This window comes from Streptomyces sp. RPT161 (assembly GCF_027533845.1).
Classification (GTDB): Bacteria; Actinomycetota; Actinomycetes; order Streptomycetales; family Streptomycetaceae; genus Streptantibioticus_A; species Streptantibioticus_A silvisoli_A.
This window is the reverse complement of the sequence record NZ_JAPZVN010000005.1, coordinates 205,950-220,734: the sequence shown is the minus strand read 5'-3', so window position 1 is coordinate 220,734 and position 14,785 is coordinate 205,950. Positions and strand designations below refer to the sequence as shown.

Below are 14,785 nucleotides of genomic sequence, written 5' to 3'. Positions count from 1 at the left end.
GTTGCGCACTGATGGTTGTGGGTTGCCCATCGCCGCCGCGCCGCCGGTGCGTGCGTTGGGAGCACGCCCACCCGCCCACCCGTTTACCCTCGGCCTTTGCCTGCCGTTGCGCACTGTTTGTTGTGGGGCGGGGGCGCGCCGGGGTGTCTCCTCACTCCGGCCGCGTGGGTGTCCGCGGGTGCTTCGTGGGGTCGCTGCGGGGACACCCCGGCACACCCCCCTTGCGGGGTGTCCTGCGAAAAAGGCGGGTGGGTGGGTAGAACCCCCGCAGCGCGCCCCCAACCCCATCCGCAGGGAAGATCCCACCCACCCGCAGCGCAGCCGGGAGGCCGCGCCGGCCGTGCGCGACGGCACGCGAAGGGCGACGGCGAACGGGTGGGTGGGCGGGGGAACCCGCCCACCCACCCGCGCTGCGGACGTCAGTCCGTCGCGATCGCCGACAGGACGTTCATGCGCGAAGCGCGGAACGCGGGTGCCAGGGCGGCCAGGAGGCCGACCACCGCGGCGCCGACGAAGACCGTGACGATGGTGGACCACGGGATCGCCAGCGTCCCCAGGCCCCGCAGGGCCAGCAGCTTCTGGGCCGCCGTGCCCCAGCCCATGCCCAGGCCGAGGCCGATCACCGCGCCGAACATGGCGATCACCACGGACTCCAACCGGATCATCCGCCGCAGCTGGCGCCGCGACAGCCCGATCGCCCGCATCAGGCCGATCTCCCGGGTCCGCTCGACCACCGAGAGGGCGAGGGTGTTGACCACACCCAGCACCGCGACGATGATCGCCAGCCCCACCAGCCCGTAGACCAGGTTGAGCAGTTGGCCCAGCTGGTCCCGCAGCAGCTTCTTGTAGTCGGCCTGGTTCCGTACCTGGACCTGCGGGAAGTCCCGCACCGATGCCTTGAGCGCGTCATACGCGGGCTGCGTGTTCTTGTGGTCGGCCGCCGTGGCGAACAGCATCACGTCCTGCGGCACCAGCTCCCGCGGCACGTACCGGCGGACGGTGTCCAGCCCCACGTACATCGCGCCGTTGTCGAACGAGGTGTTCTTCGACGTCACCGCGTCGATCCGCAGCCGGGCGGCGCGCCCACCGGGGAACGTCGCGGTCAGGCTGTCGCCCAGCCTCAGCCCGTGGTCGTGGGCGAAGGTCTCGCCGACCGTCATGCCGCCCCTGGTGTACGCGTCCTTGACCTGGCCGGAGACCACCGGCACCCGCAGGTCGTCGGCGTACGTCGGGTCGGTGGCGTTCAGCGACTTCCTGGCCTTCGTACCGTCCGGCAGCGTCAGCACCACCGGCAGCGCCTTGTACTCGGTGACGTGACCCAGACCCGGCGTGCCCCTGACCGCCTTGACGACGTCGGGCGTGAACGCTCCCGAGTCGGTGGAGACGATGAAGTCGGCGCCAACCGACTTGTCGATCTGGTCGTCCGCCGAGGCCACCATCGAGGAACCCACCACGGAAAGCCCCGATACCAGCGCGAGCCCGATCATCAGCGCGGCGGCGGTGGCACCGGTACGGCGCGGGTTGCGCAGCGCGTTGCGCTGCGCCATGCGGCCGACCGGGCCGAACGGCCGCAACGTGACCGCGCCCAGCACCCGCACCACCCCGGCCGCGAGCAGCGGGCCGATCACGATGAAGCCGATCAGGGTGAGCAGCACGCCGAAAGCCAGGTACACGCTGCCGGTCCCGGCGACCTTGGCGGCCCCCGCGGCCACCAGCGACGCCGCACCGGCACCGGTGAGCAGCAGGCCGATCACCGACCGCAGCACTGTGGACTTGTTGGCGGCCTGGCTGCCGCCCGCGTCGCGCAGCGCGGCCATCGGCGAGATCCTCGCGGCCCGGCGGGCGGGCAGATAGGCCGAGACGAGGGTGACCAGCACACCGAGTACCGCGCCCACCACGGGAGTCGACCACTTGATGGTCAGCTCGCTGGTGTCCAGGTGCATGCCCATACCGTTCATCAGCCGCATCAGGCCCATCGCCAGGCCGACTCCGCCCGCGATGCCGAGCGCGGAGCCGAGCACCCCGAGCAGCACCGCCTCGATCAGCACCGAGCGGTTGACCTGCCTGCGGCTGGCACCGATGGCCCGCATCAGGCCGATCTCCCGGGTGCGTTGGGCGACCAGCATGGAGAAGGTGTTGACGATCAGGAAGATGCCGACCAGCACGGCGATCCCGGCGAAGCCGAGCATGCTGTCCTTCATCACGTTGAGGAAGCTGCCGACGCTCGACTTGTTCTCCGCCGCCGCCTCGGCCTTCGTCTGCACCTGGAAGCCGCCGCCCAGGGCGGTCACGGCCGCCGTCTTCAGCTGGTCGTTGGTCCTGCTGCCGTCGCCGTAGGCCTCGACGGAGGTGAACACCCCGCTCCTGCCCAGGAGTTCGCGCTGTGCGGTGGGGGTGTCCAGGAACGCCATCGCCGCACCGGGGTTGGTGGTCTGGAAGGTGGCGATGCCGGTGATTTTCTGGGTGAAGGTGCCGTACGCGGACATCACCTTGACCTCGTCGCCGATGCCCAGGTGTGCCTTGGCGGCGGTGTCGGCGTCCAGCAGCACCTGCCCGGCCCCCCGCGGCGCCTGTCCCGAGGTGAGCTTGAGCGCGGCGTTGGGTGTGACCGTCCAGTTGGAGGCGATGGTGGGGGCGCCGGAGGTCGGGCCGATGCTCTTGTTGGTCTTCGGGTCGACCAGGGTGACCTGGGTCGACGAGGCGACGCCCAGGGCGTTCCTGACGCCCGGCTCGGCGGCGATCTTGCCGACGGTGGCGGCGGGCAGGGTGGCCGGTGGCGCGCCGTCGGCGTTGTCGCTGCTGCCCGCGTCCTTGGGCTTGACGGTGACGTCGGCGGATGTGGTGGCGAAGAGTTTGTCGAAGGTGGCGTTGACCGTGTCGGTGAACACAAGCGTGCCGCAGACGAACGCCACGGAGAGCAGTACCGCCACGGCGGACAGCGCCATCCGCCCCTTGTGCGCGAGGAAGTTGCGCAGCGAGGTCTTCAGGACGGTCACGAGGTCCTCCCACGGGCCTCGAAGTACTCAGCGGGGGTGCGGGATTCGTCCCCCGAGAACTGCAGCATGCGCTCGAAGACCAGTTCGGCGGTGGGGTCGGCCATGTCGTCCACGATCCGGCCGTCCGCCAGGTACAGCACGCGGTCCGCGTAGGAGGCGGCCACCGGGTCATGGGTGACCATCACGATGGTCTGTCCGAGTTCGTCAACGGAACGGCGCAGGAAGCCCAGGACTTCCGCACCGGCGCGCGAGTCGAGGTTTCCGGTCGGCTCGTCACCGAAGATGATCTCGGGCTGGGCGGCGAGCGCCCGGGCCACCGCGACGCGCTGCTGCTGGCCGCCGGACAGCTGGCTCGGCCGGTGCTTGAGTCGACCGCCCAGGCCCACGGTCTGCACGACCGTGTCCAGCCAGCGCTTGTCGGGCTTACGGCCCGCGATGTCCATCGGCAGCGTGATGTTCTCCAGCGCGTTCAGGGTGGGCAGCAGGTTGAACGCCTGGAAGATGAAGCCGACTTGGTCCCGGCGCAGCCGGGTGAGCTGCTTGTCCTTCAGCTTGGTGATCTCCGTCTCGCCTATCCATATGCGGCCGGAGGTGAGCGAGTCCAGGCCCGCGAGGCAGTGCATCAGCGTCGACTTGCCGGAGCCGGACGGCCCCATGATCGCGGTGAACTGGCCGCGGGCGATGTCGACATCGACGGCGTCGAGCGCGACGACCCTGGTCTCCCCGCCGCCGTACGCCTTGGTCACCTGCCGCGCCCTCGCGGCGACGGCCGTGCGCCCTCCGCTGCCGCCCGCTCGGGGAACTGCTACAGCCGTGGTCACGTTTTCTCCTGAAATGTCGTGGTGGTGTGCGGGTGTGCCCAGCGTCGCCGACGGGGGTGTCCGATGCGATGGGGCAGGTCGCCGGTTCGGGATGGGGGTTTCCCCCACCCCCTGGCCTGCGGTTCGCCATCGGTGCGGCATCAGTGCCATTTCAGGCTAGGGAGCGGTACGGCCCCGCTCCTCCTCCGCCGGGACGAACCGCAGGTATGAGGAACGACAGGGCATCCCCTAGGGGGCGCCGGACACACGACTGCCGCGGTCCCCACGTGACGAGCGGGAACCGCGGCAGTGGACTTCGGCGCTACGGGTGGTCGGGGCTCTGGTCGGGCAACGCGCGGCCGGTGAGGGTGGACAGGCTGGTGCGGACATGGGACAGGTGCGAGCGGATCTCCTCGCAGTGGATCTCGTGCTCGCGCAACTCCCGTTCGCTGTCGCGGGCGACGCGCTCGGCCATGGCGTGCGCCTGGGCGACGATCGTCGTGGCCTCGGACTCCGCGTCGGCCTCGCGGCGGGCGGCCGCCTCCTCCGCCGCGGCGTGCGCGTGCTGCGCGTCGGCGAGCAGCCGTTCCGCCCGGTCGGCGAGATCGGTGAGGTGACTGTCCACCGCCGCCTCGCGCTCGGCGAGCCGGCTCTCCAACTCCGCCAGCCGCTGCCGCTGCTCCTTCTCGTGCTCGGCGACGATACGCGCGATCTCCTGCCGCACGTCCTCCAGGGCGCGCTCGGCGTCCTCGCGGGTGCGGGCGGCCTCCTGCGCGGCGGCGCCGCGCACATCGGCGGCGTACTTCTCGGCGGCGGCCCGTACGCCCTCGGCGGCCTCGTCGGCCGCGGTGCGCCGCTGGAGTGCCTCGGCCTGCGCCTGTTCCCGCACTTCCCGGGCGAGCTGCTCGGCCGTCTCCATCGAGCGTCTGGCCTCGGCCTCCGCCCGTTCCCTTACGTCCGCGGCCTCTTCCTCGACCATCTTCAGCAGCCGCTGCGCGCCCGCGCCCAGCGCCTCGTACGTCACCGGGCCGAGCGCCTCAAGGGCCGCGCGCAGACCACTGGCCTCGGCGTCCATCTCGTTGGCCAGGACCGTCAGGCGCGCGGCGCGCTCCCACGCCGCGTCGCGCTCCGCGGACAGGGCGGCGAGGAAGGCGTCAACCTGTTCGACCCGGTAGCCGCGGCCCCGGGCGGCGGTACTGAAGCCCTGGGGGGTCATCGACATCACCATGCTCAGCCCCTTGTCTCCCATAACCCGCCCTATCTTTCATGATTTGGGCGAAATACTCATGCCGCAACACTCCGCTGACCCTCTACCCAGCTTGCGCCACGACGCGCCCGAACCGCCTCATTACTGGGTCGCGGTATCGCGCCCCAGCGCGCCGGCAACCGTTCCGCGCCGCATCGTGACGGACACCACACCCGAAAAACAGCGGCGCGCCCCGCCGCAACCGGCGGGGCGCGCCCGTACCTCCAGGCTTCTTGGACCGCCTACAGCAGCCCGTCCCACATCTGTTCGAGCAGCACCGACCACCAGTTGTCCGGCGAGGCCAGCGCCGCGGGGTCCAGCGCCGCCAGCCGGGACTGGAAGTCGACCGTCCAACGGCCCGCCTGGTCGGGCGTGAGCCCGAGCCGCAGCCGCCACATGCCGCCCAGCAGCGCCAGGCAGCGGACGAAGTCCGGCAGGCTGGTGTTGACGAACTGGGTGTGGCTGGACTGCGCACCGGGCGCCGCCTCCAGCGGCACCGCCATGATGTGCGCCGTCCCGTACTGCACGCACAGCTGCCGGCCGAAGTCGTTGCCCATCACCAGGTACGACGCCGCGTCCGGAGCCGCCTGGACGCCGCGCTCCACGGCGATCTCGGCGAGCGTCGGCACCGGGCGGCCGGGCTGCGCCTGCGCCCAGAAGAACGGCCCGAACTCGGTCGGCAGCCCGGCCCACACCAGCGTCTGCGCGACGATGTCCGGCACGCCCTGCCGGGCCACCGCCCGCTGGTCGAACCGGAACACCCCCTGCGGGCCGAACGCCTGCGCCAGTTCCTGCCCGATGGCCTGCAGCGGAATCGGCGGAACGCGCTGCACCTGCTGCGGGTTGGGCAGCGGTACGCGCTGCGGGCGGGGGCGTGCCGGGCCGTCCGCGACCTGCGCCAGCTCCCCCTGGTGGGTGAGCAGGTGCTGTACGCCCTGCTGGCGCGAGGCGTGGTCACGGCCGTACGGCGCGGTGTGGCTGATCCGCACCTGCGGCCAGGTCTCGCGGATCATCCGCGCACAGTAGCCGCCGGGCAGCTCGCACGACTCCAACTCGGTGTGCAGCTCCAGCACTTGCTGCGGCGGCACGTTCAACGACCGCAGCTCGTGCAGTATCTGCCACTCCGGGTGCGGCGTGCCGGGCGCGGAGCGGCGGATGATCTGCTGCTCGGAACCGTCGTCCGCGCGGTAGCGCAGTACGGCCATGTAGCCGGGGCCGACCACCGGCACCCCCTGCGGCGGCTGCGGGAAGCCGTAGCCGCCGGGAGCGCCGGGCGGCGGCGTACCGGGGGCGCCGGGTGGCGGGGGCGGAGGCGGGGGCGTCCCGGGGCCGCCCTGGGGCGTGGCGAGCATCGTCGCGGCGGCGTGCGCCGGGGGAGGCGTCCCCGGGACGGGCGGCGGGGGCGGCGGGGGCGCCGCGGCACGGCCGGGGGCGCCGCCGACTCCCGGCGGCGGGGGCGGCGGCGGTGGAGTGCCGCGACCGGCCGGACCGCTTGTCAGGTCCGACGCACTGGCCAGCACCGTGGCGGCGGCATGGCTGCCGCCGCCCGCGCCCGGAGGCGGTGGGGGCGGGGGCGTTCCGGGTGCGCCCGGGGCGGCACTCGGCGGGGGCATGGGCGCACCCGGCGGTGTTCCCGGCACGCCCGGGGCGGGCGGCGGTGTGGGGCTGTCGGCGTCCAGCGACGGCACCAACTGGGTCGGGATGTAGCCGCCCGGCGCCGCGGGCGGCGGCGTGGGCGCACCCGGCACGGCCCGCTGCGGGGTGGGCGGCGACGGGGTGTGGCCGCGCGGCGGCATCCCCTTGGACGTCTCGGCGTCCGCGATGTCGCCCGCGGAGAGCCAGCCGGGCGGGGGCGTGGCGTGCACCGAGGGCCCGGTGGGCGGCGGCAGATGCGCAAGACCCTGGCCGCCCGGGGCGTTCCAGCCCGGTGGCGGGGTGTTCGGCACGGCGGGCGGCGCAGGAGTGGCCGGGCCGCCGCTGGCCGGGGTGTCGATGGCGGGCGCCACCCGGGTGGGCGGCAACGCGCTGCCGCCGGGCAGCAGTTCGGTCCTGGCCTCCGGGCGGGAGCCCGGCGGCGGGGTGTCCGGCGCGTCGGTGCCGCTGACCGGCGGCGCCAGCACGGTCGCGGGCGGTGCGACGGAGACGGCGGCGGCGGAGGCGCCCAAGTCGGCGTTGGCGTCCGCCCAGGGGGTGGCGGGCGGCGGGGTGGGCGTGGAGCCGGTTGCCATCGAGCCGGTGTCCGTCGGTTCCGGGCTGTCCGCCGCCTGCGGGGCCGAACTCGGCCGCTGTGCGGCCGAGTTGCCCTCGGCGGCCTCCTCGGAAGCGCGCCGGTTGTCCGGGATGCCCATCTTGTCGGCCACGTCCTGCAGCCACTCCGGCGGGGTCAGCAGGAACGAAGTCGCCTCCAGGTCAAGCCGCTTGGGCGGCTCAGCCGCCGCCTCCGGCTCGGGCGGCCGCGGGGACCCGTACGCCAACTCGTAACTGCGGATCACCTCGTCCACCGGCAGCGCGGGCCACAGCGTGGTGCGGCCGTCCTCGCGGGCGATGACCAGCCGCGACCGGGCGCCGTCAGACGTCGGCCCGTCCTCGCGGTCCTCGGCCCAGACGACATAGCCCAGGTCGAACTCCCGCACCCGCACCTCCCGGCGCTCGTACACCGGGACGTCACCGTTGACCCAGGCCTCGGCGCGCTCATGCGCCTGCGTGAAAGTAATCACTGGGCCGACTCACTCCTCCACCGCGACGGCCCGCGCGAAGCCGCCGTCCACCATCAGGTTCGCCACCGTCTCCAACTCCGGCGGGTTGCCCGCGAGTCGCAGCAGGAAGGCGTCGAAATCATCGCCGCACGGCAGCAGCAGCGAACCGACCCGCTGCTGCGGCGAGTCCCAGTAGTCGTTCGTGTCCCGCGCGTCGTCGTACGGGCAGAACCACACCGTGCCGATCCGCTCGCCCTTGACCTTCACCGCCAACAACCCGCCCTGCACAAAGCCGACACCCAGGTAGTCCTTGGTGAGGTGGTCACGCAGGCACTTGTTGGCGTACCGCAGGTCGTCGGTGGCCGCCTCGTCGCGCACCGCGAAGAACGGCTGGTCGATCAGCAGGCCGAGTTCCGGGTCGAGCGCCACACCGACCACCGGGCGGCCGCCCGACGCCTTGAGGAAGCCGCGGTAGGCCCCCGGCAGCCGGTAGCCGAGGTCCTCCTCGACCTCCCGCAGCCGCTGTTCGCTGATCGCGGCGAACACCGACTCGCCGCCGACGGCGTTCTCCTCGGCGTCCTCGGAGACCGCGAAGTGCACCGGCCGGGTCTCCTGCAGCGGGCGGGTGCCGCGCTTTTCGTGGTCGGCGGCGGCCGTGGCCAGCCCGCCGTGGTGCCGCAGCAGCGCCTTGACCTCGACGGGGACCAGCTCCATCCGGCGACTGCCGACCACGTGGTGCCAGGTCCAGCCGGTCGGGGTGGCCACCGGAGACACGGGGAGGGTGCCGCGGCCCGCGGGGCCCGCGTCGAGGGAGGCGGTGGGCGACGGGCGGACGAAGAGTTCGTGGCCCGCCTGGAAGAGCGCGGCGTTCGCCGACACGTAGTCGGTGAGCCGCAGTTCGTCGACGCCGAAGCCCTCCGGGGGGTCGGCGATCTCGACGGCGGCCCGGGCGTACGGCGAGAAGTCCGGATAGCCGTGTTCGTCCACCCGGACGCCCTGCGGATAGCGGGCGGCCCGGATCGGGTCCGGGAAGTGCACGACCTGCCCGGCGTAGGCAGCGTTCGGCGGGGCGGCCGTCGCCCCGAGCCGACCAGTCGTCATGGCGGATGCCCCCTGATGGATCTGTCGCTTGGGCACAGCCTATGGGGTGTGGCAACACCCCGATCCGCCGCCTCCGCAGCCGGTTGTGATCCGCTGGCCAACGGCGGGTGCCCGCATGGGGGTTGAGGGGGCGTTGCGACAGGTTGGGTCCGAAAGCCGTCACATTCCGGCCACCGTCCCCACATTCTCGTCACCGTCGCGTGACGAATCTCCCGTATTTACGCCCGCCTTCCGTACCAACAGGCACATTTGGCAGGCTGGCCCTCTCAACGGGGGATGCACGGGAGGGAAGCACGGTCTTGCAAACAACACAACAGACGCGAACAGGCGCGGCGGCGGAGACAACGGCCATGGATCCGCGGCTCACCTGGAGCAACAGCGGCGACGGTACGGGTGCCCGCCCGCTCGGCCCGCCGCCGGTGCTGCGACATCGGCGCGACGGCATCCTCCCCGCCGTCGCCGCCGCCCTGTCCGTCCGCGGCGAAACCCTCACCTGCACCGGCGCCAAGGGCGACACCGCGCCGGAGCTCCATCCGCTGGTCGCCACATTCCTGGCCGGACTCCCCGTCGCGCAGCGCACCCGGTCCGCCGGGCGATGTCCGGAACCGGTGCTGCTCTCCCGGTTCCTGACCGCGCTGGCCGACAAGCGCAGCGGACGCGCCGCCCGCAAGCCGCTCAGCCACGGCGAGGCCCGAAAGGCCCTCAAGCACAGCAAGCTGACCGCCCGCCGGATCCGCGAGGACGGCGACCCCGAGCACGGCGCGTACGCCCCGCCGTGCCGCACCTGCGCACCACTGCTGGTCCACTTCGGGGTACGCGCGGTCGACCCCACCGCGGAAGGGGAGTGAACGGCACCGTGGCATCCGTGAGCAGGACCAGCGCCCGCTTCCCGGACAGCGTGGACACCGCCCTGCGGGCGGCGGGCTGGCAGCCCGGCCGCTGGGACATAAAGCAGGCCGAGATATGGGCCGACGAACTACGGGCGTACGTCTCCCCCGGCGGCCACCGGCACGCCGTCTTCCCGGCCGCCGTCGAGGTGTGGGCGGAGTTCGGCGCCCTGGCGATCCCGCCGCAGAAGGGCAAGGGGCGCCAGATCGCGCCGACCGGGCTTGTCGTCGACCCGATCCGCGGGCTGCACCTCGCGCGTACCTTCGCCGACCTCGGGCGGGCGCTGGACACCGACGTGTGCCCGCTGGGCGCCGAGGCCGACGGCCACGCGCACCTGGCGATCGACGCACACGGGCGGGTGTACGCCATCGACCACACCGGGGACTGGTACCTCGGCGAGACCTTCGACCAGGCTGTGGTCAGCCTGGTCACCGGTGTCCAGCCCATCCGGCTGTCGGTGAACGGATAGCTTCCGGCGCCTGGCGGTGCCCGCCGCCGCAGGCCGCTGATGGACACCGCGACACCGCGGGTCCGGCGCGTGGGGATCGCCCGCCGTCACGGCGGATCACTCCTGACGCGAACACCGGACCCGCCGAGGGCCGGGGGCCTGCCCCGAATGACTCTTCCGCCGCGGCGCGGCGGTTGCGGACCCACCGCGACACCCCCGAGTCGGACGGACGGCCTACTCAGAGAGGGAACCGGGCGGCCCCCAGCGGGAGGCGCCGCTCATCCCCGCGCCGGAATCACCGCCGAGACGCGGAACCCGCCGGAGGGCCGGGGCCCCGCCACGAAACCGCCGCCCAGCGCGGACACCCGCTCCTTCATGCCGACCAGCCCGTTGCCGCCACTGGGCAGCCCGGCCGACGGCTGACCGTCCGGCGGCCCGTTCTCCACCAGGACCGCTATCTCCTGCGCCCGGTACGCCACCCGCACCAGCGTGGTGGCGCCCGCCGCGTGCTTGTGCACATTGGTCAGCGCCTCCTGCACCACTCGGTACGCGGTCTGCTCCACCGGCGGCGACAACGGCCGCCGGTCGCCCTCCTCCGACAGCGACACCGCCATACCGGCCGCCCGCGAGTGCTCCACCAGCACCCCCAGCTGCGCCAGGCACGGACCGTCCCCGTCCGCCTCCACCGCCGCGACCGGCCGCACCACCGGCTCCACCGGGCGCTGCCCGCCGCCCGCCACGGACTCGGTGCGCAGCACACCCAGCATCTGCCGCAGCTCGTTCAACGCCTGGCGGCCCATGTCACCCAGCAGTTCCGCGCTGCCCACCGCCCGATCCGGGTCCTCCCGCACCACCGATCGCAGCGCCGAGGCGTGCACCACCATCAGGCTCACCCGGTGCGCCACGACGTCGTGCATCTCGCGGGCGATCCGGGTGCGCTCCTCGATCCGGGCCCGCTCCGCCCGCTCCCCCGCCTTCTCCGCCAGCAGCGACAGCTCCCGCTCCAGACCGTCGGCCCGCTCCCGCAGCGTCTCCACCAGCCGCCGCCGCGCGCCGACGTAGAGCCCTAGCAGCACCGGCGGCGCGGTCAGGCCGACCGCCACCAGCACGGTGATCGCCACCACGCCCCACTTCGCGGCCGCACTGCTGCCGTGCCGCACCACATCGTGGTGCATCTGCACGAACGCCACGATCAGCGTCCCGGCCGCCGTCATCGTGGCCAGCGCCGAGATGATCCGCCGCGGCACGTCGGAGGCCGCCAGCGTGTACAGGCTGACCACCCCCAGCACCAGGCCCATCTGCGCCGGAGTGACCGCCAGCGCGATCAGCACCACCGCGATCGGCCAGCGCCGCCGCACCAGCAGCGCCGCCCCGACCACGAACCCGAAAAGCACCCCCACCGCCAGCGGAATCCCGCTGCCACGGGCGAACGGCACCCCCTCCGCCGCGCACTCCACCGCGGACACCAAGGCCAGCGACGCGTCCAGGGCCAGGCTGCGCCGCCTGGCCCACCACCACGGTCCACCCCCGGGCGCGCCGTCTGCCGGCGCCTCCTGTTCCGTGACCCCCGTCATAGTCATACCTGTCAGCCTAAAGGCCCGCCGCGACAACCAGCCGGACTCCCGCCCGTCGCCCGCCACCACCCTCACCCCAGGCCCTACCGGCCCGCTGCTCCCCCGTCGTATCCGCACACCACCGGCGCAGCCGGTGCGAACGGCGCAGGTGCCCACCCATCGGACACCACGACCGGCACTCCCGGCGGCGCATATCCTGGTGCCCGTCGGACAGCGCGGTCCGCACCGTCAGCCGTTCCCTGCCAAGGAGCCGCACCTGTGAGCAGCGCCGACACCACGCCCGACCCCACCGGTCCCGCCGACGACAACGCCGCCCTGCGCGCCGACATCCGCCGCCTGGGCGAACTGCTCGGCGAGACCCTGGTCCGCCAGGAAGGCCAGGAACTGCTCGACCTGGTCGAACGCGTCCGGGCCCTGACCCGCAGCGACGGCGAGGCCGCCGCCCGGCTGCTCGGCGAGACCGACCTACCCACCGCCACCAAGCTGGTGCGCGCCTTCTCCACCTACTTCCACCTGGCCAACATCACCGAGCAGGTGCACCGCGGCCGGGAACTGCGCGCGCGCCGCGCCGCCGAAGGCGGCCTGCTGGCCCGCACCGCCGACCAGCTCAAGGACGCCGACCGCGACCACCTCAAGGAAACCGTCCGCCACCTCGGCGTACGCCCCGTCTTCACCGCACACCCCACCGAGGCGGCCCGCCGCAGCGTGCTGAACAAGCTGCGCCGCATCGCCGAACTCCTCGACGTCCGCTCCACCGGCGACCACCGCCGCCACGACCTGCGGCTCGCCGAGAGCATCGACCTGCTGTGGCAGACCGACGAACTGCGGGTCGCCCGCCCCGAACCCGCCGACGAAGCCCGCAACGCCGTCTACTACCTGGACGAACTGTTCCAGGGCGCCGCCAGCGACGTCCTGGAGGACCTCGCCGCCGAACTCGAACGCGTCGGCGCCCCGCTGCCCTCCGACACCCGCCCGCTCACCTTCGGCACCTGGATCGGCGGCGACCGCGACGGCAACCCCAACGTCACCCCCGAGGTCACCTGGGACGTCCTGCTCCTCCAGCACGAACACGGCATCACCGACGCCCTCGCCCTCGTCGACGACCTGCGCGCCGCCCTGTCCAACTCCATCCGCAACTGCGGTGCCAGCGAGGAACTGCTCACCTCACTCGACCAGGACCTCGCCAACCTCCCCGAGATCAGCCCCCGCTACAAGCGGCTCAACGCCGAGGAGCCCTACCGGCTCAAGGCCACCGCCATCCGGCAGAAGCTCATGAACACCCGCGAGCGCCTCGCCGCCGGCACACCGCACACCCCCGGCCGCGACTACCTCGGCACCGGTGAACTCCTCGGCGACCTGGCCCTGCTGCAGGACTCCCTACGCGCCCACCGCGGCGGCCTGATCGCCGACGGCCGCGTCGAACGCGCCCTGCGCACCATCGCCGCCTTCGGCCTCCAGCTCGCCACCATGGACATCCGCGAGCACGCCGACGCCCACCACCACGCCCTCGGCCAACTCTTCGACCGGCTCGGCGAGGAGTCCTGGCGCTACGCCGACATGCCCCGCGACTACCGGCGCAAGCTGCTCGCCAAGGAACTGCGCTCCCGCCGCCCGCTCGCCCCCACCCCCGCCCCCATGGACGCGGCGGGCGCCAAGACCCTCGGCGTCTTCCACACCATCCGCGAAGCCTTCGAACGCTTCGGCCCCGAAGTCGTCGAGTCCTACATCATCTCCATGTGCCAGGGCGCCGACGACGTGTTCGCCGCCGCCGTCCTCGCCCGCGAAGCGGGCCTGGTCGACCTGCACGCCGGCATCGCCCGAATCGGCATCGTGCCGCTGCTGGAAACCACCGAGGAACTCCAGCAGGCCGACCGCATCCTCGACGAGATGCTCGCCGACCCCTCCTACCGCAAGCTCGTCTCACTACGCGGAGACGTCCAGGAGGTCATGCTCGGCTACTCCGACTCCTCCAAGTTCGGCGGCATCACCACCAGCCAGTGGGAGATCCACCGCGCCCAACGCCGACTGCGCGACGTCGCCCACCGCTACGGCGTACGGCTGCGCCTCTTCCACGGCCGAGGCGGCACCGTCGGCCGCGGCGGCGGCCCCACCCACGAGGCGATCCTCGCCCAACCGTGGGGCACCCTCGAAGGCGAGATCAAGGTCACCGAACAGGGCGAGGTCATCTCCGACAAGTACCTGATCCCCTCCCTCGCCCGGGAGAACCTCGAACTCACCGTCGCCGCCACCCTGCAGGCATCCGCCCTGCACACCGCACCCCGCCAGCCCGAAGAAGCCCTGGCCCGCTGGGACGCCGCGATGGACCACATCTCCAACGCCGCCCACGGCGCCTACCGCAGGCTCGTCGAAGACCCCGACCTGCCCGCCTACTTCTTCGCCTCCACCCCCGTCGACCAGCTCGCCGAACTCCACCTCGGCTCCCGCCCCTCCCGCCGCCCCGACTCCGGCGCGGGACTCGACGGACTACGCGCCATCCCCTGGGTGTTCGGCTGGACCCAGTCCCGGCAGATCGTCCCCGGCTGGTTCGGCGTCGGCTCCGGCCTCAAGGCCGCACGCGAAGCAGGCCTCGACGCCACCCTGGACGAAATGCGGCAACACTGGCACTTCTTCCGCAACTTCCTGTCCAACGTCGAAATGACGCTGGCCAAGACCGACCTGCGGATCGCCCGCCACTACGTCGACACCCTCGTCCCCGACCACCTCAAGCACGTCTTCGCCACCATCGAAGCCGAACACGAACTCACCCAACGCGAAGTACTGCGACTCACCGGCGAAGCCGAACTCCTCGACTCCAACCCGGTACTGAAGCAAACCTTCCGCGTCCGCGACGCCTACCTGGACCCCATCTCCTACCTCCAGGTGGCACTACTGCACCGGCAACGCCAAGCCGCCGCACAAGGCCAGGAACCCGACCCCGCCCTGGCCCGCGCCCTGCTGCTCACCGTCAACGGCGTCGCCGCCGGACTGCGCAACACCGGCTGACCCCACCGGCCTTCGCCCCCAACCGGGGGCGAA

At 72.8% G+C, this 14,785-nt stretch carries 9 protein-coding genes; 3 read left to right on the top strand and 6 right to left on the bottom strand.

The genetic code is table 11. From position 1 onward, the window contains the following. Positions 1 to 419: 419 nt before the first annotated feature. From O5O46_RS14165 to O5O46_RS14145, 5 genes are all read right to left on the bottom strand, one after another. Positions 420 to 2,996 carry an ABC transporter permease gene (locus O5O46_RS14165; RefSeq protein WP_269855742.1) on the bottom strand — a complete coding sequence of 859 codons (2,577 nt, stop codon included), beginning with the start codon at positions 2,994 to 2,996 and terminating at the stop codon, positions 420 to 422. Next, positions 2,993 to 3,817 carry an ABC transporter ATP-binding protein gene (locus tag O5O46_RS14160; RefSeq protein WP_269855741.1) on the bottom strand — a complete coding sequence of 275 codons (825 nt, stop codon included), beginning with the start codon at positions 3,815 to 3,817 and terminating at the stop codon, positions 2,993 to 2,995. The genes O5O46_RS14165 and O5O46_RS14160 overlap by 4 nt, the downstream gene beginning before the upstream one ends. A 301-nt stretch (positions 3,818 to 4,118) precedes the next feature. Continuing rightward, positions 4,119 to 5,024 (bottom strand): hypothetical protein, encoded by a 906-nt coding sequence (locus tag O5O46_RS14155; protein WP_269855740.1) that lies wholly within the window; start codon positions 5,022 to 5,024, stop codon positions 4,119 to 4,121. 260 nt (positions 5,025 to 5,284) lie between these two features. Then, complete coding sequence (locus O5O46_RS14150; RefSeq protein ID WP_269855739.1) at positions 5,285 to 7,759, bottom strand: SUKH-4 family immunity protein; 2,475 nt, start codon at positions 7,757 to 7,759, stop codon at positions 5,285 to 5,287. A 9-nt stretch (positions 7,760 to 7,768) separates the two neighbouring features. Further along, on the bottom strand, positions 7,769 to 8,839 hold the full coding sequence (locus O5O46_RS14145; RefSeq protein ID WP_269855738.1) for an SMI1/KNR4 family protein: 1,071 nt from the start codon (positions 8,837 to 8,839) through the stop codon (positions 7,769 to 7,771). A 350-nt stretch (positions 8,840 to 9,189) separates the two neighbouring features. On the opposite strand from O5O46_RS14145, the gene O5O46_RS14140 reads away from it, so the two are divergent. Further along, positions 9,190 to 9,687 (top strand): YwqJ-related putative deaminase, encoded by a 498-nt coding sequence (locus tag O5O46_RS14140; RefSeq protein WP_269855737.1) that lies wholly within the window; start codon positions 9,190 to 9,192, stop codon positions 9,685 to 9,687. Positions 9,688 to 9,695: 8 nt separating this feature from the next. Continuing rightward, positions 9,696 to 10,196 (top strand): SUKH-3 domain-containing protein, encoded by a 501-nt coding sequence (locus O5O46_RS14135; protein WP_269855736.1) that lies wholly within the window; start codon positions 9,696 to 9,698, stop codon positions 10,194 to 10,196. Positions 10,197 to 10,453: 257 nt separating this feature from the next. Here the strand turns inward: O5O46_RS14135 and O5O46_RS14130 are convergent, their stop codons facing one another. Then, positions 10,454 to 11,755: a sensor histidine kinase gene (locus O5O46_RS14130; RefSeq protein ID WP_269855735.1), complete on the bottom strand. Its 1,302-nt coding sequence runs from the start codon at positions 11,753 to 11,755 to the stop codon at positions 10,454 to 10,456. Between the two features lie 252 nt (positions 11,756 to 12,007). Between O5O46_RS14130 and ppc the strand changes: the two genes are divergently transcribed. After that, the gene (gene ppc / locus O5O46_RS14125; protein WP_269855734.1) at positions 12,008 to 14,752 is read left to right on the top strand and encodes a phosphoenolpyruvate carboxylase; all 2,745 of its coding nucleotides are present in this window, start codon (positions 12,008 to 12,010) and stop codon (positions 14,750 to 14,752) included. The last annotated feature ends 33 nt before the right edge of the window (positions 14,753 to 14,785 follow it).

Excerpts from the sequence above, each read along its gene's own strand:
- O5O46_RS14155 (WP_269855740.1), bottom strand. The coding sequence starts at position 5,024 with ATGGTGATGTCGATGACCCCCCAGGGCTTCAGTACCGCCGCCCGGGGC.
- O5O46_RS14130 (WP_269855735.1), bottom strand. The coding sequence starts at position 11,755 with ATGACTATGACGGGGGTCACGGAACAGGAGGCGCCGGCAGACGGCGCG.
- O5O46_RS14145 (WP_269855738.1), bottom strand. The coding sequence starts at position 8,839 with ATGACGACTGGTCGGCTCGGGGCGACGGCCGCCCCGCCGAACGCTGCC.
- O5O46_RS14140 (WP_269855737.1), top strand. The coding sequence starts at position 9,190 with ATGGATCCGCGGCTCACCTGGAGCAACAGCGGCGACGGTACGGGTGCC.